The sequence below is a fragment of the Burkholderia sp. AW49-1 genome (genome assembly GCF_053427845.1).
Window position 1 is genome coordinate 150,080 of sequence record NZ_JBSAXF010000009.1, and the last position, 20,749, is coordinate 170,828.

General features: G+C 64.5%; 16 protein-coding genes. 6 read left to right on the top strand and 10 right to left on the bottom strand.

Annotation, left to right across the window (positions count from 1 at the left end; translation table 11 throughout):
- Positions 1-12: 12 nt before the first annotated feature.
- A complete protein-coding gene (waaC, locus tag ACV22W_RS16550; protein WP_059530317.1) occupies positions 13-1,008 on the bottom strand; it encodes a lipopolysaccharide heptosyltransferase I in 996 nt (331 codons plus the stop codon).
- A gap of 177 nt (positions 1,009-1,185) precedes the next feature.
- Entirely contained in the window at positions 1,186-2,580 is a 1,395-nt protein-coding gene (locus ACV22W_RS16555) for a phosphomannomutase/phosphoglucomutase (protein ID WP_059690756.1), read from the bottom strand.
- Positions 2,581-2,822: 242 nt separating this feature from the next.
- Between ACV22W_RS16555 and ACV22W_RS16560 the strand changes: the two genes are divergently transcribed.
- Genes ACV22W_RS16560 through ACV22W_RS16580 form a run of 5 tightly spaced genes read left to right on the top strand, consistent with a single transcriptional unit; the run spans position 2,823 to position 8,251 of the window.
- Complete coding sequence (locus ACV22W_RS16560) at positions 2,823-4,079, top strand: lipopolysaccharide biosynthesis protein (RefSeq protein ID WP_448020491.1); 1,257 nt, start codon at positions 2,823-2,825, stop codon at positions 4,077-4,079.
- Complete coding sequence (locus ACV22W_RS16565; protein ID WP_059530325.1) at positions 4,076-4,900, top strand: glycosyltransferase; 825 nt, start codon at positions 4,076-4,078, stop codon at positions 4,898-4,900. Before ACV22W_RS16560 ends, ACV22W_RS16565 begins: the two co-directional genes overlap by 4 nt.
- Before the next feature lie 43 nt (positions 4,901-4,943).
- On the top strand, positions 4,944-6,080 hold the full coding sequence (locus ACV22W_RS16570; RefSeq protein ID WP_448020494.1) for a glycosyltransferase family 4 protein: 1,137 nt from the start codon (positions 4,944-4,946) through the stop codon (positions 6,078-6,080).
- A gap of 14 nt (positions 6,081-6,094) precedes the next feature.
- Positions 6,095-7,117, top strand: a complete 1,023-nt coding sequence (gene galE / locus ACV22W_RS16575; protein ID WP_059530331.1) for a UDP-glucose 4-epimerase GalE — start codon at positions 6,095-6,097, stop codon at positions 7,115-7,117.
- Positions 7,118-7,144: 27 nt separating this feature from the next.
- A complete protein-coding gene (locus tag ACV22W_RS16580; protein WP_448020496.1) occupies positions 7,145-8,251 on the top strand; it encodes an MraY family glycosyltransferase in 1,107 nt (368 codons plus the stop codon).
- A gap of 89 nt (positions 8,252-8,340) precedes the next feature.
- Here ACV22W_RS16580 and ACV22W_RS16585 read toward each other — a convergent pair whose 3' ends face one another.
- Positions 8,341-10,668, bottom strand: a complete 2,328-nt coding sequence (locus ACV22W_RS16585) for a protease pro-enzyme activation domain-containing protein (RefSeq protein ID WP_448020498.1) — start codon at positions 10,666-10,668, stop codon at positions 8,341-8,343.
- A 660-nt stretch (positions 10,669-11,328) separates the two neighbouring features.
- On the opposite strand from ACV22W_RS16585, the gene ACV22W_RS16590 reads away from it, so the two are divergent.
- On the top strand, positions 11,329-12,231 hold the full coding sequence (locus ACV22W_RS16590) for a hypothetical protein (protein ID WP_448020500.1): 903 nt from the start codon (positions 11,329-11,331) through the stop codon (positions 12,229-12,231).
- Positions 12,232-12,331: 100 nt separating this feature from the next.
- Here the strand turns inward: ACV22W_RS16590 and ACV22W_RS16595 are convergent, their stop codons facing one another.
- The 7 genes from ACV22W_RS16595 to gmd form a co-directional block, all read right to left on the bottom strand.
- Complete coding sequence (locus tag ACV22W_RS16595; RefSeq protein WP_448020502.1) at positions 12,332-14,224, bottom strand: polysaccharide biosynthesis protein; 1,893 nt, start codon at positions 14,222-14,224, stop codon at positions 12,332-12,334.
- A gap of 12 nt (positions 14,225-14,236) precedes the next feature.
- Positions 14,237-15,253, bottom strand: a complete 1,017-nt coding sequence (locus ACV22W_RS16600; RefSeq protein ID WP_448020504.1) for an MraY family glycosyltransferase — start codon at positions 15,251-15,253, stop codon at positions 14,237-14,239.
- A gap of 5 nt (positions 15,254-15,258) precedes the next feature.
- The gene (locus ACV22W_RS16605) at positions 15,259-16,224 is read right to left on the bottom strand and encodes a UDP-glucose 4-epimerase family protein (protein ID WP_448020506.1); all 966 of its coding nucleotides are present in this window, start codon (positions 16,222-16,224) and stop codon (positions 15,259-15,261) included.
- On the bottom strand, positions 16,221-17,477 hold the full coding sequence (locus tag ACV22W_RS16610; protein WP_448020508.1) for a glycosyltransferase: 1,257 nt from the start codon (positions 17,475-17,477) through the stop codon (positions 16,221-16,223). Before ACV22W_RS16610 ends, ACV22W_RS16605 begins: the two co-directional genes overlap by 4 nt.
- 8 nt (positions 17,478-17,485) lie before the next feature.
- Complete coding sequence (locus ACV22W_RS16615) at positions 17,486-18,562, bottom strand: glycosyltransferase family 4 protein (protein WP_448020509.1); 1,077 nt, start codon at positions 18,560-18,562, stop codon at positions 17,486-17,488.
- A gap of 244 nt (positions 18,563-18,806) precedes the next feature.
- On the bottom strand, positions 18,807-19,724 hold the full coding sequence (locus tag ACV22W_RS16620; protein WP_448020511.1) for an NAD-dependent epimerase/dehydratase family protein: 918 nt from the start codon (positions 19,722-19,724) through the stop codon (positions 18,807-18,809).
- Positions 19,702-20,742, bottom strand: coding sequence for a GDP-mannose 4,6-dehydratase (gmd, locus tag ACV22W_RS16625; RefSeq protein WP_448020512.1), 1,041 nt, complete (start codon positions 20,740-20,742; stop codon positions 19,702-19,704). Before gmd ends, ACV22W_RS16620 begins: the two co-directional genes overlap by 23 nt.
- Between the last annotated feature and the right edge of the window lie 7 nt (positions 20,743-20,749).

Below are 20,749 nucleotides of genomic sequence, written 5' to 3' on the forward strand. Positions count from 1 at the left end.
GCATGACGGGCATCACAGCAGACCGAAGCCCGCGAGCACCGCCTTCACCTGCGAGATCGACGGCGGCTGCCCCGCCGTGCCGAGGTTGACGACGTTCGGCGACCAGTAACCGCCGGTGCGCCAGGCCGTCGCGAAATTGTACAGTTCGACCGTCGGACGCTTCAGCGCGGCCGCGATGTGAACCAGACCTGTATCAACCCCGACCGTCGCGGCCGCGCCGTCGATCAGGCCGACGACGGCCGGCAGCGACAGTTTCGGCGGCACGATCGCCGCCGCGCCGAACTCCTTCGCGAGCCGCTCGCTGGTCGCGCGCTCCGCGTCGTTGCCCCACGGCAGCACGAGCGACGCGCCGCGCCGCACGAGCGCCTGGCCGAGCTCGATCCAGGCAGCGTCCGGCCACTGCTTGTCGGCGCGCGACGTCGCATGCACGAACACCACGTACGGCACCGGCAGGTTCAGGCCGAGCGCCGCGACCGCGAGCGCCGCCGCACGCGTATCGAGGCCGAAGTCGACCGGATCGGCCGGCGTCGGCGCCGGGTCGCCCAGCGCGGCCGCGACCAGTTGGCGCGAACGCTCGACCACGTGCGTGCGCGGCGCGATCGGCACGCGCTTGCGATAGAAGAAACGCACCGGCCATTCGTAGCCCGCGCCGTCGGTGCGGTTGCCGAGGCCCGCGAGCGGGCCGCGCGCCCAGCTCGCGACCCACGCCGTCTTGATGAGCCCCTGGCAGTCGATCACGAGGTCGTACTGCTCGGCCGCGAGACGCTTGCGGAACGCGCGGATCTCGCGCCACGTCGCACCCGAGAACGGCTTCTTGCGCCAGCGGCGCAGCGAGAACGGCAGCACGTCGCGCACGCCGTCGACGAGCCGCACGAGGTCGACGAAGCTTTCCTCGACGAGCCAGTCGATCTGCGCGTCGGGGTGGCGACGCCGGATATCGGCGATCACCGGCATGTTGTGCACGACGTCGCCCAGCGACGACACGCGCACGATCAGGATCTTTTGCACGCTGAAAAAACGCCGGCGGACGGCCGGCGACAGGCATAAAGACGCGATTTTATCGCGCCCGGGGGACCACACAGGCAAAAAGCGGCCGCACGCCGTCGGCGTGCGCCGCTTTTCGGGGATGGCGCGACGATCGTTCGACCATCGTCGCGCCGGCGGCGGCCCGCAGGCCGCCGGGGTTCAGAACGGCAGCTTGACGTCCGGCTTCGCGGCCGTCAGCACGCGGCGGAAGTCGTCCTGGATGCGCTTGAGCCCTTCCTCGGTCTCGGATTCGAATCGCATGACGACGACCGGCGTCGTGTTCGACGAACGCGCGAGACCGAAGCCGTCCGGGTATTCGACGCGCAGGCCGTCGATCGTCACGACCTCGTCCGCACCGTCGAATTTCGCTTCCTTCTGCAGCTTCTCGATCAGGCGGAAGTTCTCGCCTTCGTCGAGCCAGAGCTGCAGTTCGGGCGTGCTCATCGCGTCCGGCAGCGCATTCAGCAGCGCGCTCGGATCGGCCGCCTTCGCGAGGATCTCGAGCAGGCGCGCGCCCGTATAGAGACCGTCGTCGAAACCGTACCAGCGATCCTTGAAGAACACGTGGCCGCTCATCTCGCCCGCGAGCGGTGCGCCCGTCTCGCGCAGCTTCGCCTTCACGAGCGAATGGCCCGTCTTCCACATCAGCGGCTCGCCGCCCTTCGCCTTCACCCACTGCGCGAGATGGCGCGTGCACTTCACGTCGTAGATGATCTGCGCGCCCGGGTTGCGCGACAGCACTTCCTCCGCGAACAGCATCAGCTGGCGGTCCGGGAAGATGATCTGGCCGTCCTTCGTGACGACGCCCAGGCGGTCGCCGTCGCCGTCGAACGCGAAGCCGAGCTCGGCATCGGTGTCCTTCAGCGCCTGGATCACGTCCTGCAGGTTTTCCGGGTGCGCGGGATCGGGGTGGTGGTTCGGGAACGTGCCGTCGATGTCGGTGAAGCGCTCGACGAGTTCGCAGCCGAGCGCCTTGAACAGGCGCGTCGCGAGCGGGCCCGCGACGCCGTTGCCGGCGTCGACGACGAGCTTCAGCGGGCGCGCGAGCTTCACGTCGCCGACGATGCGCTCGATGTACTGGTCGGCGACGTCGAATGCCTCGTACGAGCCGCTGCCCGTCTCGTAGCGCTCGTCGACGATGCGGCGGTACAGCGCCTGGATCTGCTCGCCGTAGATCGCCGCGCCGCGCAGCACCATCTTGAAGCCGTTGTAGTCGGGCGGGTTGTGGCTGCCCGTGACGACGATGCACGAATCGACGCGACGCTCGCCGCCCTTCAGCGCAAGCGGCACGCTCGCCGCGAAATAGCCGACCGGCGTGGGCACCATGCCGACGTCGACGACGTCGACGCCCGCCGCGCGCAGGCCATCGGCGAGTGCGCCGACGAGCTCGGGCCCCGACAGGCGGCCGTCGCGCGCGACGACGACCGCGTCGCCGCCCTGTGCGCGCACTTCGCTGCCGAATGCCCGGCCGATCCCGCGCGCCGTGTCGGCGTCGAGCGTCTTGCCGACCACACCGCGAATGTCATATGCCTTGAAGATGGATTGGGAGATCATCGATTCTCTCTCGGTTGCGTGCATGGAAAATAATCTGGCCGCCTTTCGCGCATGCCCGGCATCATACATGCGGGCCCGGCGCTGCAAGGAACGGGACGGCTGGAGCGGCCCCGATCCAACTTATAATCGCGGGTTTTGATGACGCGGATTCCGTCCATTTTAATGCCTAGCCGTTCCGCCGCCGCCACCCTGCCGCCTCCGGGCGCCCTGCCGGCCGCCTCGCGCGCGTGCGGCTGCCCCGCATGCTGAAGCGATTCGGCAACCCGGACGTCGCGAAGGCCGTCGCGAACCTCGTCTGGCTGGGGCTCGAACGGCTCACGCAGATCGGCGTCGCGATCGCGATCAGCGGTCTTCTGGCCCGTTATTTCGGGCCGGACGTGTTCGGCAAATGGCAGTATGCGAATACGCTTCTCCTCGTACTGGCACCGCTCACCTGGGTGTGCGGCGCCGAAATCCTGGTTCCGACCATCGTCCAGCGCCCGCCCGCACAACTCGGCGCGGTGCTCGGCAGCGCCTTTGCGCTGCGCATCGGCGTGTCCGCCGCCGCGCTCGTCGCGACCTGGGTCGCGATCGGCGCCGGCGCGTTCGATCCGCTCGTCGGCGCGATGCTCGCGGGCCTCGCAGTCACGATGGTGTTCCGCGAGCCGTTCGTCGGCGTGATCAACGCGTGGCTGCAGAGCATGACCTACAGCAAGCCGCAGCTCGTGACCAGCATGGTCACCGCGCTGGCGAAGGCGATGTGCGTCTGGCTGCTGGTCCGCGCGGCCGCCGGCCCTGCCCGCTTCGCGTGGCTGTGGGCGCTGGAGGCCGCCGCGATCGGCTTCGCGCTGCTGCTCTACTACCGCCATCGTAACGGCGGCACGCTCGGCTGGACGTTCGACAAACCGCTGTTCGGGCACTTCGCCACCGCAGGCACCGTGTTCTGGCTCGGCCTGATCTGCATGTATCTGTTCCTGAAGCTCGACCGCCTGATGCTCGAGCGTCACGTGTCGTTCGCCGACCTCGGCCGCTATTCGGCGGCCCAGCAGCTCAACGAGAACTGGATCACGCTCGCACTGATGCTCGCGCAGACCATCGCGCCCGCGTTCGTGTACCGCGTGCAGGACGTCGCGCGGCTGCGCCGCAACATCGTCCGGCTGATCGCGATGACCGCCGGCCTGATGACGGCCGGCGCGCTGGTGCTGGACGCGGCCGCGCCGCTCATCGTCGGCAAGGTGTTCGGCCGCGGCTACGAGGCGTCGGTCGACATCTTCCGCTGGGCCGTCTGGCTGTCCGTGCCGGCCGGCATCGAGGCGATAGGCAATCTTATCGTTCTCAAATATCAAGCAAAATTCGTGTTGCTGGCGAAATGGGTGCTCGCGCTCGCGATCGCCGCGCTCGTCAACGTGTTCGCCATCCCCCGGCTCGGCCTGTACGGCGCGCTCGTCGGGCTGGCGGCCGGCTATGTTGCCGCCGCCGCCGTTAATTTTTATTACATTCGTTTCAAGCTGCGCCCATGACGTCTCCCGATTGCCCGCCCCCGCTCGACGACGTGGCCGTGCTGATGCCGGCCTACAACGGCCACGACGACGTCGTGCGCACCCTCGCGTCGTTTCGTGAGGACGCGCCGGTGCACGTGCTGATCGTCGACGACGGCAGCACGCCGCCGATCGCGGCGCCCGACCTGCCCGGCCTCGCGGTCGAGGTGCTGCGCATGCCGCAAAACGGCGGCATCGAGCGCGCGCTCGAGGCCGGCATCGACGCGCTCGCGGCGCGCGGCTTCCGCTATGCGGCCCGCATCGACGCCGGCGACCTCGCCGCGCCGCAGCGCCTCGCGAAAGAGCGCGCGTATCTCGACGCCCACCCGCGCGTGGCCTGCGTCGGCATGTGGACCCAGGTCGTGTCGCGCGCCGGCGAGCCGCGCTTCATGCTGACGCCGCCCGCCGATCCGCGCACACTGCGCCGCACGCGCTTCCTGCGCTCGCCGCTCGTGCATCCGTCGGTCATGTTGCGCATCGACGCGGTGCGCGAAGTCGGCAACTATCGGGCGAAGTACCGCGCGGCCGAAGATCTCGATCTTTTTTTACGGTTAATGCAACGCTACGATTGCGCGAACCTGCCCGAGCTCGGCCTCTACTACGAGCTCAACGAGGGCGGGATCAGCGCGACCAAGCGCCGCCGACAGCTGATATCGACGCTATCGCTGCTGCTGCGGCACTTCAACGTTCTGAACCCGTACGACTGGGCCGGCCTCGCCAAGAACCTGCTGCATTTCGTGACGCCGTACCGCACGTTGCAGCGGATCAAGCGGACGCTGTTCGCGGCGCGCCCGTCCGCGTAGTCCTCATCCGGCATTTTCGACGCTTTATTTTTCCTTTTTTTTCATGTCCGCTACCTCCTCGCTGCGCATCGCGCTCGTCTGCAACACGGCCTGGGCGATCTACACGTACCGCCACGGGCTGATCCGTGCGCTCGTCGCGCGCGGCGCCGAGGTCATCGTGATCGCGCCGCACGACCGCACGGTGCCGCTGCTCGAGCAGATGGGCTGCCGCTACGTCGCGCTCGCCGTCGCGTCGAAAGGCACGAGCCCGCGCGAGGATCTCGGCACACTTGCCGCGCTGGTGCGCCATTACCGCGCGCTCAAGCCCGATCTCGTGTTCCATTACACGATCAAGCCGAACATCTACGGGTCGATCGCGGCGTGGCTCGCGCGCGTGCCGTCGATCGCGGTCACCACCGGCCTCGGCTACGTGTTCATCCAGAAAAGCCGCGCGGCCAGCGTCGCGAAGCGCCTGTACCGGTTCGCGTTCCGCTTTCCGCGTGAAGTCTGGTTCCTGAACCGCGACGATCTCGCGACCTTCACCGACGAGCAGCTGCTTGCACACCCCGACCGCGCGCGGCTGCTGCACGGCGAAGGCGTCGACCTCGAACAGTTCGCGCCGGCGCCGCTGCCCGCCGGCCGTGGCCCGGTGTTCATCCTGATCGGCCGGCTGCTGTGGGACAAGGGCGTGCGCGAATACGTCGAGGCCGCGCGCGTCGTGCGGGCCCGCTACCCGGACGCGCGCTTCCAGCTGCTCGGGCCGCTCGGCGTCGACAATCCGAGCGCGATCGGCCGCGCGGACGTCGACGCGTGGGTCGGCGAAGGCGTCGTCGAGTATCTCGGCGAGGCGCACGACGTGCGCCCGCACATCGCGGCGGCCGATTGCGTCGTGCTGCCGTCGTACCGCGAGGGCGTGCCGCGCACGCTGATGGAAGCGTCCGCGATGGGCCGCCCGATCGTGGCGACCGACGTGCCGGGCTGCCGCGACGTCGTCGCCGACGGCGAAACCGGCTTCCTGTGCCGCGTGCGCGACAGCGCGAGCCTCGCCGAGCAGTTGATCCGCATGATCGAACTCGGGACCGCCGGGCGCGATGCGATGGGCGCGCGCGGCCGCCGCAAGGTGACCGCCGAATTCGACGAGCAGCAGGTCGTCGAACGCTACCGGCAGACCATTCATACATTGACCGGCATCACACTCTGAAGGAGCGCATCAGCATGACCGCTAAAGGCACCATCCTCGTTACCGGCGGTGCGGGCTACATCGGCTCGCACACGGCCGTCGAGCTGCTCGACAACGGCTACGATGTCGTGATCGTCGACAACCTCGTCAACAGCAAGGCCGAGTCCGTCCGGCGCATCGAGCGGATCACGGGCAGGACGCCCGCGTTCCACCAGGTCGACGTTTGCGACGAAGCCGCGCTCGCAAAAGTGTTCGACGCACATCCGATCACGGGCACGATCCATTTCGCGGCGCTCAAGGCGGTCGGCGAATCGGTCGCGAAGCCGCTCGAGTATTACCAGAACAACCTTGGCGGGCTGCTCTCCGTGCTCAAGATCATGCGCGAGCGCAACGTCAAGCAGTTCGTGTTCAGTTCGTCCGCCACCGTGTACGGCGTGCCGGAGCGCTCGCCGATCGACGAATCGTTCCCGCTGTCCGCGACCAACCCGTACGGCCAGTCGAAGCTGATCGCCGAGCAGATCCTGCGCGATCTCGAGGTATCGGACCCGTCGTGGCGCATCGCGACGCTGCGCTACTTCAACCCGGTCGGCGCACATGCGAGCGGGTTGATCGGCGAGGATCCGGCCGGCATCCCGAACAATCTGATGCCGTACGTCGCGCAGGTCGCGGTCGGCAAGCTCGAGAAGCTGCGCGTGTTCGGCTCCGACTACCCAACGCCGGACGGCACCGGCGTGCGCGACTACATCCACGTCGTCGATCTCGCGAAGGGGCACATCGCCGCGCTCGACGCGCTCGCGAAGCGCGATGCGAGCTTCGTCGTGAACCTCGGCACGGGCCAGGGCTACAGCGTGCTGGAAGTCGTGCGCGCGTTCGAGAAGGCGTCGGGCCGCCCGGTGCCGTACGAACTCGTCGCGCGCCGCCCGGGCGACATCGCCGAGTGCTACGCGAATCCGCAGGCCGCCGCCGACCTCATCGGCTGGCGCGCGACGCTCGGGATCGAGGAGATGTGCGCCGACCACTGGAAATGGCAGGAGGGGAACCCCCGCGGTTTTGTATAATCCGCTGTCCATTTTTCGAGCGATCCCATGCTCAGCTTCGCGTCCGGCTTCATCGTCTCCCTGCTCGTCACGCTGTTCATCGTGCGCTATGCGCATCTGCACGAGAAATTCTCGGTCGACAGCGATCTGGCCGGCGTGCAGAAATTCCACGTGCGGCCCGTGCCGCGCGTCGGGGGCATCGGGATCCTCGCCGGCGTCGTCATTGCCGCGCTGCTCCTGACCCGGCGCTATCCGACGATCGCCGGCAGCATTCTCGGAATCGTCGCGTGCGGGATGCCGGCGTTCCTGTCCGGGCTCGTCGAGGACCTGACCAAGCGCGTGTCACCGCGCGCGCGGCTGCTGTGCACGATGGGCGCGGCCGCGCTGGCATTCTGGCTGCTGGGCATCGCCGTCAAGCGCATCAGCGTGCCGCCGCTCGACTTCCTGCTCGGCTACGTAGCCATTTCCGCGTTCATCACGGTGCTCGCGGTCGCGGCGCTGGCCAACGCGATCAACATCATCGACGGCTTCAACGGCCTCGCGTCGATGGTCAGCTTCATGATGTTCGCGTCGCTCGCCTACGTCGCGTTCCACGTCAACGATCCGGTCGTGATGTCCGCGTCGATCATCATGATGGGCGCCGTGCTCGGCTTCTTCCTGTGGAATTTCCCCGCGGGGCTGATCTTCCTCGGCGACGGCGGCGCGTATTTCATCGGCTTCATGCTCGCCGAGCTCGCGATCATGCTGGTGATGCGCAATCGCGAAGTGTCGGCGTGGTACCCGGTGCTGCTGTTCATGTATCCGATCTTCGAGACCTGCTTCTCGATCTACCGGAAGAAATTCATTCGGGGGATGTCGCCGGGAATTCCGGATGGCGTGCACCTGCACATGCTCGTGTACAAGCGGCTGATGCGATGGGCCGTCGGGACGAAGCATGCGCATGACCTCACGCGGCGCAATTCGCTCACCTCACCATATCTTTGGCTGCTGTGCCTCGTTGCCGTGATTCCGGCGACGCTGTTCTGGCGGCATACCGTGCATCTGTTCGTGTTTGTCGTGCTGTTCGCGCTGACTTATGTGTGGCTTTATCTCAGCATCGTCAGGTTCAGGGTGCCGCGGTGGATGGTGGTGAGGAAGGAGAAGCGGGGGCAGTGAGTGGCGCGTAGCCGGCGTGTTGCCGGCTCGCACGGCCCGCCGATACTGGCGGGCCGTCACTGTGCAGCCGCGAAGCGTTGAGCGAACTGCTAGGCGCCGGCAGTATTCGTGCTCCAGCTCGGCCGTTGCGTATAGATCACGACGTTGCCGTCGTCCTGAACGTAAGTGGCCGCGCCTGGATCGCCGCCGGTGCCGGAATTCCACAGCGGTGCGCCGTCCGCGCCGTAGACCACGAGGTTGCCATCCGTTTGCATCACCGCAAAGGCGCCCGAATGACCGAAGGTGCCCGAATTCCATACGGGAGCGCCCTGGCGAAGCAGCACCAGATTCCCGTCCCCTTGCATCACGAGTACATTGATCCCGTTACCGGACGTGAGACTCTGACCGCTACTGAGGACGACACCGCCCTTCCAGATAGCGGAACCGGTCGCCGAAATCGTGTAGCTCGACGTGCCGGTCGCGGTAGCAAATACGGGTACGAACGACTGGTACATCACCATGTTGCCATCGTCCTGCACCGCAAGATATTGCGCACCCGAATGGCCGTAGGTCGCCGAATACCAAAGCGCCGTGCCATTTGCACTGTAGACCACGAAGTTGCCATCGGTCTGGAAGACGGCATACGCCCCGGGGTTTCCATATGTCCCGGTATTCCACACCGCAGCGCCATTCGTCGTGTTGTAAAGCACCAGGTTCCCGTCATCCTGCATCAGGAGCTCGTGAGTCCCGGACGCGGAATACACGGCTTGCCGTGGCTTTAGCGTCGTCCCTTCGTTGATTCCGCCGCTGTAGACGGCCGGTGTCGAATTGCATACCGACGAATACAGCATGCTGATGTTCGGCGTGCCCCAGCCGGTCACGAAGTCCCATCCAGAACTCGCACTGTATGCGCCGTTCGTCCCGTAGGTAATATCGCGAAAGATCGACGGCGTCGTGGCTTGGGCGCTGTACAGCGTGGGCGCCGCAAAACCGAGACTCGTCGCACAGCCGCCGGACAGCATGCGAGCCCAGGTCGCGGCAAACAGCGGCGCGGACAAGCTCGTACCACCCACGATCTCGAGTTGTCCGCCTACGAGGACGACTTCGCCGCTGTTCGGATCGGCGTCGAACGCAATGTCCGGCATACCGCGGAAAACGCGACCCTTCAACGCCGGAACATTCGACTGCCATGACGGAATCGGCTCGATGCCACTGATGCCGCCGCCGCTGTCGTTCCAGGCCGTCTCGCCAGCGTAGCTGCCGTTCCCGTTCGTATAGAGCGTCGTGCCCCCAACGGCCACGACATACGGGGACGTCGCCGGGTATTGCACGGAAGTGCCGGTGCAGCCATATGCCACGCTGCCTGAATCGCCGGAACTGACCGAGAAAGTCTGACCTTGCGCAACGGCGACCTGGAACAACGAGTCGATGGCCGCCGTCGGCGCCCAGTTCTCGCAACCGCCGATCGACATGTTGATGACCCGGGCGGTGTTGTCGCTCACGGCACGGTTGATTGCAAGCGCGATATCGCTCCATGCAAACGAACGTGCAACGTAGAAGTTCAGTTGCTTGAGGCCGCCGGACATCCCGACGATGGTCTGGCTATCGAGAGACCATTCGACGTTCGCACTCGTGTCCGTGCTCGACAGCCCGGCATGGATCACTGAAACGGGCACTGCGGGCAACTGGTTGTTGTTTTCGAACGTCGCCAGGTCGATGACTGGCTGCGTCACGTCTCCTACGGCAATGATGCCGACCGTGGTGTTGACGGCCCCCGGAGTACTGCCCACGGAATAGATGGCGGGAAACTGCGTTGGGTTGTGGTCGACCGTGACTGCAGATATGGTCGGCGACGCATTTGCCGCCGGCGCAGCAGCGGCACTGGAGGCGCGCACGAAATTAGGGTGCAGACGGGTGGCGGTATCGAGGCCCAGAACCCCTTGGACGACCCCGCTGATCGCATCGGGCACCGTCTCCGGGGCGGTGTTGATGTGCGTGCTGGTACCGTCCGCCATCGCGACCGACACGAGCGTCGTCTGGAATACACCGGAGACGACGCTCGCCGGGGCATCGGCTTCGACCATCAGGTTGTTGACGGCCACTCTGATGTTCGTAAAGCCCTTACTTGCCAGATAGTCCTTCACGGTGGCGACCTGGCCGGTGGTAGGCGCGTACTGCGCGGCAATCTGCGCCGAGGTCAGCACGGCCCCGAAGTTCGCGCTACCGGGCGTTCGTACTTGCTGCAAGAAGCGATTCAGCCCGGCCTCATCATTCAGCTTGAGCACGAGCGCAACATGGACCGGCGCCGTTGCGCTCATCGGCGCCGCGCTCACCGCGTTGCCGGTCGCCTGCAGCGCCGACAGTTTGCCGGCCTGTGCCGTGGCCGCTGCCGGACTTGCATCGTCGCCGCCGCCGCAGCCTGCGAGCGCGATCACCATGAGGGCTGCGCTCATTCCCCTGGCAAGATGTTCCGCTTTCATCATATTGGTATGTACCGTTGAGCTCGTATCTGGCTTTTCACCTTTGTTCTTTACGGCAATCGCACGGCTACCTTGAGGAAAACATAGGAAGGAATCGGCTGGTAGTCAAATGAATGCAACCGGTGGGATGCGGGGTGAAATGGTCCATGATCGGCATTCCGACACCCGGCGGAGCAGATCCCGTCGGACTTCCCTCATCGCTGCGCACGCGATTCGATCATGCCCGCGGCACGTCGGCCGAATGATCAGGCACTTTCCGCGTACGCACGATCGCCGGTTTGGCACCCGGTATGCGGGTCGCCGTATGATTTCGCGCAAAGGGGCCGTTCGCGGGAATGGGATCCGGTCGTGCAAGCAAAAGATCGACGAGAGGAATCAGGGCGCATACGAGATCGCCGATCTCGACCGGTTCACCCATGTCGAGGATGGATTCGGGTTGCTGTCGCCCGTCCTTGACGCTGGTATTGTGGCAGGCGCATTTTGTTGTCGATAAACTGACAGCCGGACATAGCCGCTCCTTTGGATCGATACACCCCGCCGGCCTTGTGCCTGTCGCAAGTCACCATGAAGAAACCGCCTGTCCAAGGCGATCTTTGATAAATCATCTCCGATTAGATCGTGTTCAACTATTTCGCCACGCCCAGATTTCAAAATGAGCCGCGCAGCAGCGAGAAACCGCTTGCAGTCATGCATATCCCGAAAACGGCAGGCACATCAGTAGTCACCGGCATTTCGCAATCCTTGCAAACGAATGACGAAGTTCGAGGAATCGATCGGCTACTGCTCGGCACATTCGATCGACTCTCGGAGTTCGATGATGAGGTTGCGCGCACGATCCATCTTGATGAAAGCAAGATGCCCGAATCGAAGCTGATCATGGGCCATTTCTCTTACAGCACTTTGACGAATCGATACCCTCGCGCGCAATTACTGACGTTCCTTCGCGAGCCGTTATCCCGTCTGCTGTCTCACTGGGTGTACTGGCGATGCATGTCGGACGAATATCTCGTGCGTTGGGGCAGTTGGCGAGATTGCATCAAACTATCGCGTGGCACTCTTAAGGAATTCCTGACGGATCCACGCATTGCGTGCCAGACAGACAATCTGGCCACGCGCATGCTATTGTGGCCGGACGAGCGTATCGGCAATGATTCGTTCATCGCCCCGGATCAGGAGCCCAGATTACTGAGAGATGCGCTGAATCGACTCAATTCAGTCGCTTACAGCGATATTATCGAGAACCCACAGTTTCATCAAAATTTGAGTCGGTGGTTCAACACCGATCTGCCAATGATGCATCTTAATCCGACCGCGCGCGTGCCGGAGAATCTGCGCATGCGCCTCGACAAGGAACTCGATCAGGAAACTCTGTCATTGCTGGATGACCGATGCAGGCTCGATGCGAAACTCTGGTCTCTGCTGGCGATACGTCGACTCCCTAAGGGCGCGAATATCCCGTCGCTCCAGCGTCAAATCACCATGAGAGCAATTGCCCGATACGGGGCACTACTGGCCCCGTAAAGCCAGGTTGCATCGCGTATTCGATGCATGGCGCCCTTTATCGAGGAATGATTGCAAAACGGATACGCCCGGCGGTCGCGCCTGAAGGAATGCGCGTCCGCTATCCTCGCGCCACGGACTTCGGCGGGAACAATGCGGATACGGTTTGAAGCGCAGGAATTGCGGCTGTCTGATATTCCGGCACCCAACGCCGCAGATCACGCCGCACTTCATCGTCGCTCAGCACGCGATGCTGCATCAGCCACGGCAGTAGTTCGTCGAGCAGGTGGTCCGGCACTTCGCGCGCCCTGGCAATCCGCAGCTTTGGATGCGGCGTCCGCGTCGTCGTTTCGTCGTCGGCGAGCAGTTCCTCGTAGAGCTTCTCGCCTGGTCGCAACCCGGTAAAGTCGATCCGGATCTGCCCTTCCGAGAAACCGTACAAGCGGATCAGGTCGCGCGCGAGATCGACGATCTTGACCGGTTGCCCCATCTCGAGAATAAAGATCTCGCCGCCGTGCCCCATGCTCGATGCCTGCAGCACGAGTTGCGACGCCTCGGGAATCGTCATGAAAAATCGCGTGATCTCAGGGTGCGTAACCGTCACCGGGCCGCCCTTGGCTATCTGCTGCTGAAACTTCGGAATCACACTACCGGCACTCCCGAGCACGTTGCCGAAGCGCACGGTCTCGAACTGCGTGCCGCCGCTCGTCTGCTGTAGCGCCTGGCAGACCATTTCCGCCAAACGCTTGCTCGCACCCATTACGTTGGTCGGATTGACTGCCTTGTCAGTTGAGATCAGCACGAAATGGCGCACGTCGTGGCGGATCGCGGCGCAGGCGACGCGGTACGTGCCGAGCACGTTGTTGCGCAGCGCCTGCCACGCGTTGTGCTCTTCCATCAGCGGCACGTGCTTGTATGCGGCCGCATGAAACACGATGTGCGGCGCATGACGCGACATCACCTGATCGAGCAGCAGCGAATCCTTAGCGTCGCCGATGATCGGCACCACCGGCTGGTCGGGGAAGCGCTCGCGCAATTCTTCGGCGAGACGGTACATCGCGTATTCAGACAGGTCGAACGCAACGAGTTGTGCGGGCGCAAACCGGAGGATTTGCCGGCACAGCTCCGAGCCGATCGAGCCGCCCGCACCCGTCACCATCACGACGCGGCCGCGCAGCAACGCCTCGACGTGCGGCGTGTCGATCGTCACCGCATCGCGTCCAAGGAGATCCTCGAGGTCGATATTGCGCACTTGCGACAGGAACCCCTGCCCCGGCATCAGCGCCGTCAGCGAGGGCAGCACCATCGCCTTCACGCCCGCCCGCACACAGAGCGTCGCAACGCGACGCTGCGTTTCGACGGATGCCGACGGAATCGCGATGATTGCGTATTCGACCTTCATTGCGTCGGTCCAGTGCTTCAGGTCGTTGAACGAACCGAGCACCTTGTAGCCATAGATCTCTCGCCCGTGCTTCGTGACATCGTCGTCGAGCAGGCCGACCAGACGCCACTCCCCCGAGCGCGACAGCTCGCGCGCGAGACTCGCGCCCGCCGTGCCGGCACCAAGCACCAGCACCGGCTTGCCCTGCCCGACCAGCCCGCCGTACAGATAAAACTCCTTTGTCGCGCGGTACAGCGCGCGGGCGCCGCCCATCGCGAGAAACAGCATAAGCGGCGACACGATCAACACCGAGCGCGGAATGATCGGAACTGGCTGGAACATCACCGCGCCGATCATCACGATCACGCCGCCACCAGCGACCGCCTTGGAAATGCGCATCAGGTCGGGCAGGCTCGCAAACACCCACAGGCCGCGGTACAGGCCGAACAGATGGAACATCAGCGCGTAGACGGGCAACGCCCACACGAGCGCGGTCAGCGCACCGCCGAGAAAATCAGACGGAATGCTGCCGTTGAAACGAACGAGATAAGCGAACAACCATGACGCGACAACCGCCGTCAGGTCGAACAGGAAAGCACTCAGCGACAGCCACGATGCTTTGGATCGCAACATTGGCGGGAGACCTCAAGAGTTGTTTTCGGCGGCCGACTGAAATCGACGCCAGTGCATGTCGATCACCAATCCGATGCATGCCAGGACGCCGTACCACGCGAAGAACGACAGCCATTGCTCCCGTTCCGGGCGGCCCTTTGCCCACACGGCAACGATTATGCCCGCGAGCATGATGAGGTACCAATAAAGAGCAGTCCGGCGATGACCTACGCCCGCCCGGACCATCCTTTGATAATAATGCTCCCGATGCGCTTGCCAGAACTTTTCGCCACGTAACAGACGTCTCAAAAGTGTTACAGATGCGTCAGCAATAAAGGGGGCGAACACCAGTGCCGGGAACCAGATCGGCCACACGTGGGTACGCCAGCCCCAGTAGCCGAGCGCGCCGGCGAGGAAACCGAGCGGAATGGAGCCCGCGTCGCCGAGAAACAGACGCGCCGGATGAAAGTTCAACAGTAGAAAGCCGAACGCTGCCCCGGCCACCACTGCGCCGGCCACCGCGAGATCGGGGGACGGATTCGCGCCGGTGAGCGCCGCAGCGGCGTATGCACCGAAGCCGAACAGCGCCATGCCGCCTGCGAGGCCGTCGGCGCCATCCATGAAGTTGTACAGGTTCGTCAGCCAGACCATCACGAAACCGACGCCCACGAGCAGCCACCACGGCGCGTCGGCCGGAAAAACGGCGATCAGTCCGACGACCGCCGCGAGATGCGCCGAGAACCGGACCCGGGCCGGCAAGCCGCGCCGGTCGTCGACCTGGGACAACGCAGCGAGCCCCGCGGCTGCAACTGCGATCAGCCAGAGGCACGGCGCCAGCGTCAGCAGCGCGACGACGCAGACCGGCACGATGCCCCAGCCGCCGACGCGCGGCGTCGGCAAGGAATGGAGCGAACGGTCGTTTGGAATGTCGGTGGCGAGGCGCCATGCGAGGCCGGTCGCGAGCAACACGCGCAGGATGGCCGTCGATGCGAGGGTGGCGGCCAGCGCCACCGCGACCGTAGCAGGCCACGTGGATATCGGGAAAAGCATGTCGACTATTGTTGTGTATCGCGCGAACGATACCATGCCGCCGTCGTTTCGAGGCCCTGGCGAGTCGTATAGGGCGGCTGCCAGCCGAGCACGCGCTTGATCCGGCCCGTGTCGAGCTGAAGGCTGCCTGTCAGGCGGTCGATTGCCGCGCTGCGGCCGGTCAGCCTGCCGAGCGCGCGTAGTGCCGCCACCGGTACCGGCAGAAGCCGCGCCGGCTTGCCCAAAGCGTCACCCACCAGGCGCAGCAGATCCGTGATCGATGGCGGATCGTCATCGGCGACGTGGAAACACTCGCCAGCCGCCCTCGGATCGATCGCGCACCGCAACAGCGCGTCGGCAAGGTTGTCGACATAGACGATGCTGCGGCGAGCGGTGATGGAGCCAAGCGGCAACGGCATGCCACGTGCGACTGCGTTCATCATGCTCAAGAAATTGGCGCCGACGGCCGGGCCGTAGACGAGCGGTGGACGCACGACGACGACGTCGAGTCCGGCAGACGCGCCGAAGCGCGCGAGTTGCTGCTCGGCACGGAGTTTCGAACGGCCGTATGCGTCTTGTGGATCGGGATGGGTGCTTTCGGACAGCGGCGCTTCCCCATCGCTCTCGGCGACCGCCTTGATGCTGCTCGCGTATACGATTCGGCGCACGCCGTGCTTGCGTGCGGCTTCCGCAAGACGCAGCGTACCCGCGACATTGGTCGCGTCAAATGCGACATCGGGATCGGGCGCCTTGTCGTGCATCACATGCACGCGTGCAGCGAGATGGATCACGCAATCGGCGGCGAGGTCGACGGGCCAGCTCTCGTCGAGGCCGTCCCAATCGGCAGCACCGTGGACCCATTCGCGCACGCCGTCGACGCATGTGCCAGGTCGCCGAACCAGCGCGGTGACGGTATGGCCGGCGTCCAGCGCGCGACGACAGACTGCACGGCCGACGAAGCCGTTCGCGCCGGTGACGACGAGACGCATCATCGCATCCTCCTGCCCGATTGGCCGGCGCCATCGCACGCCGACGTGGCATTTCCATGATTGCGAAGCGGCGCCGGGGTGGCCAACAGCACACCAACCTTCTCGACGAGCGGCGCGACCATCCGCTCCCATCCGTGCTCGCGCTCGACAAAGGTCCGCGCATGCCGAGCCATTTCGACCGCGGAAGCGTCGTCGGCAACAAGCTGCTCGATGCGCTCGACAAATTCCTCTGGCGTATCCGCGATCAGCAGGTCCTCGCCGGCCTTCGCGCCCAGGCCCTCGTGCCCCAACGACGTGGTGACGACCGGCAACCCCAACGCCATGTATTCAAGGATCTTGTTCTGCACGCCAGCGCCGATGCGCATCGGGCACACGCCGATGGCTCCGTCGGACGCTGCCTCCGCGACCGACGCGACCCGGCCGGTAACCTCCACGCCATCGTACGCGCGAAACCGCTCGGCCAGCGCAGGTGCGATGGACCCTACTATCCGGAACCGATAATCGGCACGGTTGCGCAGCAACGGCAGCACGGCCTCCGCGAAGAAGTGGCACATGTCCTGATTCTGGACCGTGCGCATGTCGCCGATGAAGATGAGTATCCGGCTCGCCATGCTTCGCAGCGTAAGCGGTAGCGCCGACAAGTCCACACCGTTTGAGCAAACCATCACGTCACTTGAAGGCGAGTCGGGGAACAGATAGTCTCGATCGGTTTTCGACACCAGCACCGACAGGTCGAAATCGCGGACGATGGCACGCTCGTAGTCGAGCAGGCGCTTCGCCTCGATGCCGAACACGCGCGACTTGAGTCCGCGGGCGTTCCTGAGTTGCTTGACGCGGCTGTAATTGAGCGAGATCGCGTCAGTCATTTCGAGCATGCGCGGCTTGTCCGCCCCCCGCACGTATTCTGCGCAACGCACGAGATGGACCAATGCGCCGTCGTGCGACGGCAGCAGTCGGGAGACAGCCGCCGCGAAGGCACCGCTCCGGTAGTACGCCACCTGTAACGGTGTTCGCGTGGGCAACGCGAGCAACGTATTGACGTAGGAGCGCCAGCGCGGCAGGTAGACTCGCTCGACGCGATCGAAAACACTGTCGTCAGGCAGTTCCGCGTGCAGTTCCTCCTCGGTCTCGCACAAGCTCAGCAACGTCAGCGAGTAATGGCGGGCCAGCACCCGGCAGAGGTGATAGATCCGCAATTTGTCGCCGCCGATCACCGGGTATGGAAACCGGGGGGTCAGCACCAGCAGTTTCTTCATGTCCCGACTCATGAAAGACGCGCCCAAAAATCCTGGATTGATGGACGCACCGCGGACTCCGAAAAGGAGCGAGCGCGGTTCAAGCCAGCGCCGAGCGCGACATCGAATCGCGCGCTGTCGTCCCATACCGCGCGGATCTGTTCCGCCATCTCTTCCACCGAGCGGGGATCGAACTGCAACGCACAATCTCCAGCGATCTCGGGCATCGACGTGGTATTGCTGCATGCGACAGGCGTCCCGGACGCCATCGCCTCCAGCAATGGAATCCCAAAGCCTTCGAACAGCGATGCAAAGACGAACGCGCGAGCCTGCCGGTACTGCTCGCGCAGTTCGACATGCGATACATAACCGAGCAGTTCGACGACGTTCGTGAGGCCGAGCGACGCCGCGAGCCCGAGAAAATGCGGATGATGCTCGGTCTTGATCCCGGCGATCCTGAGCCGCGCGTCGTCGCCCAGTGCCGGCCGCGCGATCGCGAACGCCTGTAGCAGACGACCGACGTTCTTGCTCGGCACCTCACCGGCCACGGTAAACAAGTAGGGTTGGCGCGACATGCGACTCAACGGAGGGGCAAACCAGTCATCGGAAATCGTGTTCGGGATGACGCGTACGTCCCCCTCGCGCAACGCGAACTTCCTGACCAGTTCCTGCTGGGTGAATCGCGAGACGGTCAACACGACGTCGGCCCGACGCACGAGTCGTGGCACCACATGGCGACGGTAGACGCGACCGGCGGTTTGGTAAAACGACCGCGCCGGCGGCAGCACATGCCACGGCGCCATGTAGATCAGATCATGGACGACGGCGAGCACGCGCGTGTTGCCAGTGGAGCGCAGCGGCCCGGTGTTGTACGGACACAGCAGATAGTCGAGCTGCTGTTCGCGGCACAAGCGCGGCAACTCGACCTGCTCCCACCACGGAAAGAAACCGCGCCCTTGACTGACGCACGGCCACTCGTCGGCTGTCACGCCGCTCGGAGCCAGACCCAGCATCGACGCGCTGACCGGTTCCACCAGTTGCCTGGCGAAGCGACCCATGCCGCGATAGTTACCCACCATCCAGGTGACATCCACCCCCAACTTCACGCGATACTCCTCATGCGAACCGACTCACGTGCGCCGGAGTTCGCCCTGCACGGCGCCGCAGACGATAAGCGTGCCCTGCAAACGCAGGCGACGCGACGACAGCCGCTCCGCGACGAGAATCGCGCAACCGTGCCGCGCGACCCCGACGCCTCGTCGCTTCCTGCAAGTTCGACACACCGCGAACGCCGAACCGGCGAAACGGACGCACTGTGCTGTGCGAATGCAGTCGTACCGGGACGGGCCGTCACCCATGCCCCTCTTCGAACATCCAGCGCAACGTGCTCTCGAGCGGAATATCATCAAGTGGCCCGATGGCAGCCTGCAACCGCGCGTCGTCGCCCTGCAACCGACGCACGTCGTTCGCGCGCACGAATGCGGGATTGACGCGTACCTCGATCGCATAGCCGGCAATCCGCTCCATCATCGCGATCACCGCCTTCAGCGACACCGCACGCCCCGAACAGACATTGAATACGCCGCCGGCCGGCGCCCGCTCCAAAAGGCGTCGATAGGCGTCCACCACGCGCCGCACGTCCGAGAAGTCCCGCTCGACGTCGGTATTACCGAGTTCGATCACGCGCTCGCCACGCTGGAAATGGCCGACGATCTTCGGCAGCAAGAACTGCGGCGACTGCCCGACACCCGTGTAGTTGAATGGACGGGCGACGACGATCGGCAGCTTGTCGCACCACAGGCGCGCCATGTATTCCATCGCCAGTTTGCTGACCGCATAATCGTTCGCGGGATTAGGCTCGACCGATTCGTCGATGATCTCGACCGCCGTGTTGCCATAGACGTTGGCGCTGCTCGCCAGCAAAACGGCGCGCGGACGATTCTCCAGATTCGCAAGCGCTTCCAGCAGGTTCCGTGAACCGACGACGTTGGTACGATAGATCGCATCCACGTCGCCGTGGGCGACGAACGACACCGCCGCAAGATGTGCGACGACATCCGGCTGCACTTCCGCAATCACATTCGCGAGCGTGGCGCGATCGCACAGATCGACCCGATACGTGTCGGGCGCGACCGTGTCGTGCCCGTGCGTCGTGCCGAACACGCGATAGCCGGCGGCCCGCAGCGACTGCGCCAGATAGTCGCCGGTGAAGCCGCCGAGCCCCGTGATCAAGGCACGCGGGGCGTCAGAACGAGAAGCCGCGTTCATTGCGACGCAAATCCGCTTCGACCATCATCGCGCACAGCTCCTCGAGCGTCGTCTTCGGCTCCCAGCCCAGGTTCTGCTTCGCCTTCTCGGGATTCCCGATCAACAGATCGACTTCGGCCGGCCGATGGAACTTCGGATTGACACGAACCAGCGTCTTGCCGGTGGCGACATCGACCGCAATTTCCTGCTCGTCACTACCCTTGAATTCAAGGTCGACACCAGTCGCCTTGAACGCCATGCGGACGAAATCGCGCACGGTTTCGGTACGGTTCGTGGCCAGCACGTACGTGTCCGGTTCGTCGGCCTGCAGCATGCGCCACATGCCCTCGACATATTCCTTCGCGAAGCCCCAGTCGCGCTTCGCATCCATGTTGCCCAGTTCAAGCACGTCGAGCTGGCCGAGCTTGATCTTCGCGACGGAGTCAGTGATCTTGCGCGTGACGAATTCGCGGCCGCGCAGCGGCGACTCGTGGTTGAACAGAATCCCGCTGCAGCCGAAGATATCGTAGCTCTCGCGATAGTTCACCGTGATCCAGTGCGCGTACAGCTTCGCCACGCCGTACGGGCTGCGCGGATAGAAAGGCGTCGACTCGATCTGCGGGATCGCCTGCACCTTACCGAACATTTCCGACGTGCTAGCCTGGTAGAAACGGATCTTCGGATTGACGATGCGGATCGCCTCGAGGAGGTTCAGCGGACCAATGCCGGTGATCTCGGCAGTTGTGACCGGCTGGTCGAAGGACACGCCGACGAAACTCTGCGCCGCAAGGTTGTACACCTCCGTTGCCCCGGTCGTCTGGAGCAGGCGAATGCTCGCCGACAGATCGGTCAGGTCGTATTCGACCAGATGCAGGTTCGGGTGCTTGGCGATACCCAGTTCTTCGATGCGCCAGAAGTTCACCGAGCTGGTGCGGCGATAGGTGCCATAAACCGTGTAGCCCTTGTCGAGCAGCAACTCGGCCAGATAAGCACCGTCTTGTCCCGTGATGCCAGTGATGATGGAAGTTTTCTTGGACATAATGATC

Bases quoted from the DNA above. Each gene is read 5' to 3' on its own strand.
- ACV22W_RS16605 (WP_448020506.1), bottom strand. From the start codon at position 16,224: ATGATGCGTCTCGTCGTCACCGGCGCGAACGGCTTCGTCGGCCGTGCA.
- ACV22W_RS16610 (WP_448020508.1), bottom strand. From the start codon at position 17,477: ATGAAGAAACTGCTGGTGCTGACCCCCCGGTTTCCATACCCGGTGATC.
- ACV22W_RS16595 (WP_448020502.1), bottom strand. From the start codon at position 14,224: ATGTTGCGATCCAAAGCATCGTGGCTGTCGCTGAGTGCTTTCCTGTTC.
- ACV22W_RS16565 (WP_059530325.1), top strand. From the start codon at position 4,076: ATGACGTCTCCCGATTGCCCGCCCCCGCTCGACGACGTGGCCGTGCTG.
- ACV22W_RS16620 (WP_448020511.1), bottom strand. From the start codon at position 19,724: ATGAACGCGGCTTCTCGTTCTGACGCCCCGCGTGCCTTGATCACGGGG.
- ACV22W_RS16585 (WP_448020498.1), bottom strand. From the start codon at position 10,668: ATGGTGATCGCGCTCGCAGGCTGCGGCGGCGGCGACGATGCAAGTCCG.
- gmd (WP_448020512.1), bottom strand. From the start codon at position 20,742: ATGTCCAAGAAAACTTCCATCATCACTGGCATCACGGGACAAGACGGT.
- galE (WP_059530331.1), top strand. From the start codon at position 6,095: ATGACCGCTAAAGGCACCATCCTCGTTACCGGCGGTGCGGGCTACATC.
- ACV22W_RS16560 (WP_448020491.1), top strand. From the start codon at position 2,823: ATGCTGAAGCGATTCGGCAACCCGGACGTCGCGAAGGCCGTCGCGAAC.
- ACV22W_RS16570 (WP_448020494.1), top strand. From the start codon at position 4,944: ATGTCCGCTACCTCCTCGCTGCGCATCGCGCTCGTCTGCAACACGGCC.
- ACV22W_RS16555 (WP_059690756.1), bottom strand. From the start codon at position 2,580: ATGATCTCCCAATCCATCTTCAAGGCATATGACATTCGCGGTGTGGTC.
- ACV22W_RS16580 (WP_448020496.1), top strand. From the start codon at position 7,145: ATGCTCAGCTTCGCGTCCGGCTTCATCGTCTCCCTGCTCGTCACGCTG.
- ACV22W_RS16600 (WP_448020504.1), bottom strand. From the start codon at position 15,253: ATGCTTTTCCCGATATCCACGTGGCCTGCTACGGTCGCGGTGGCGCTG.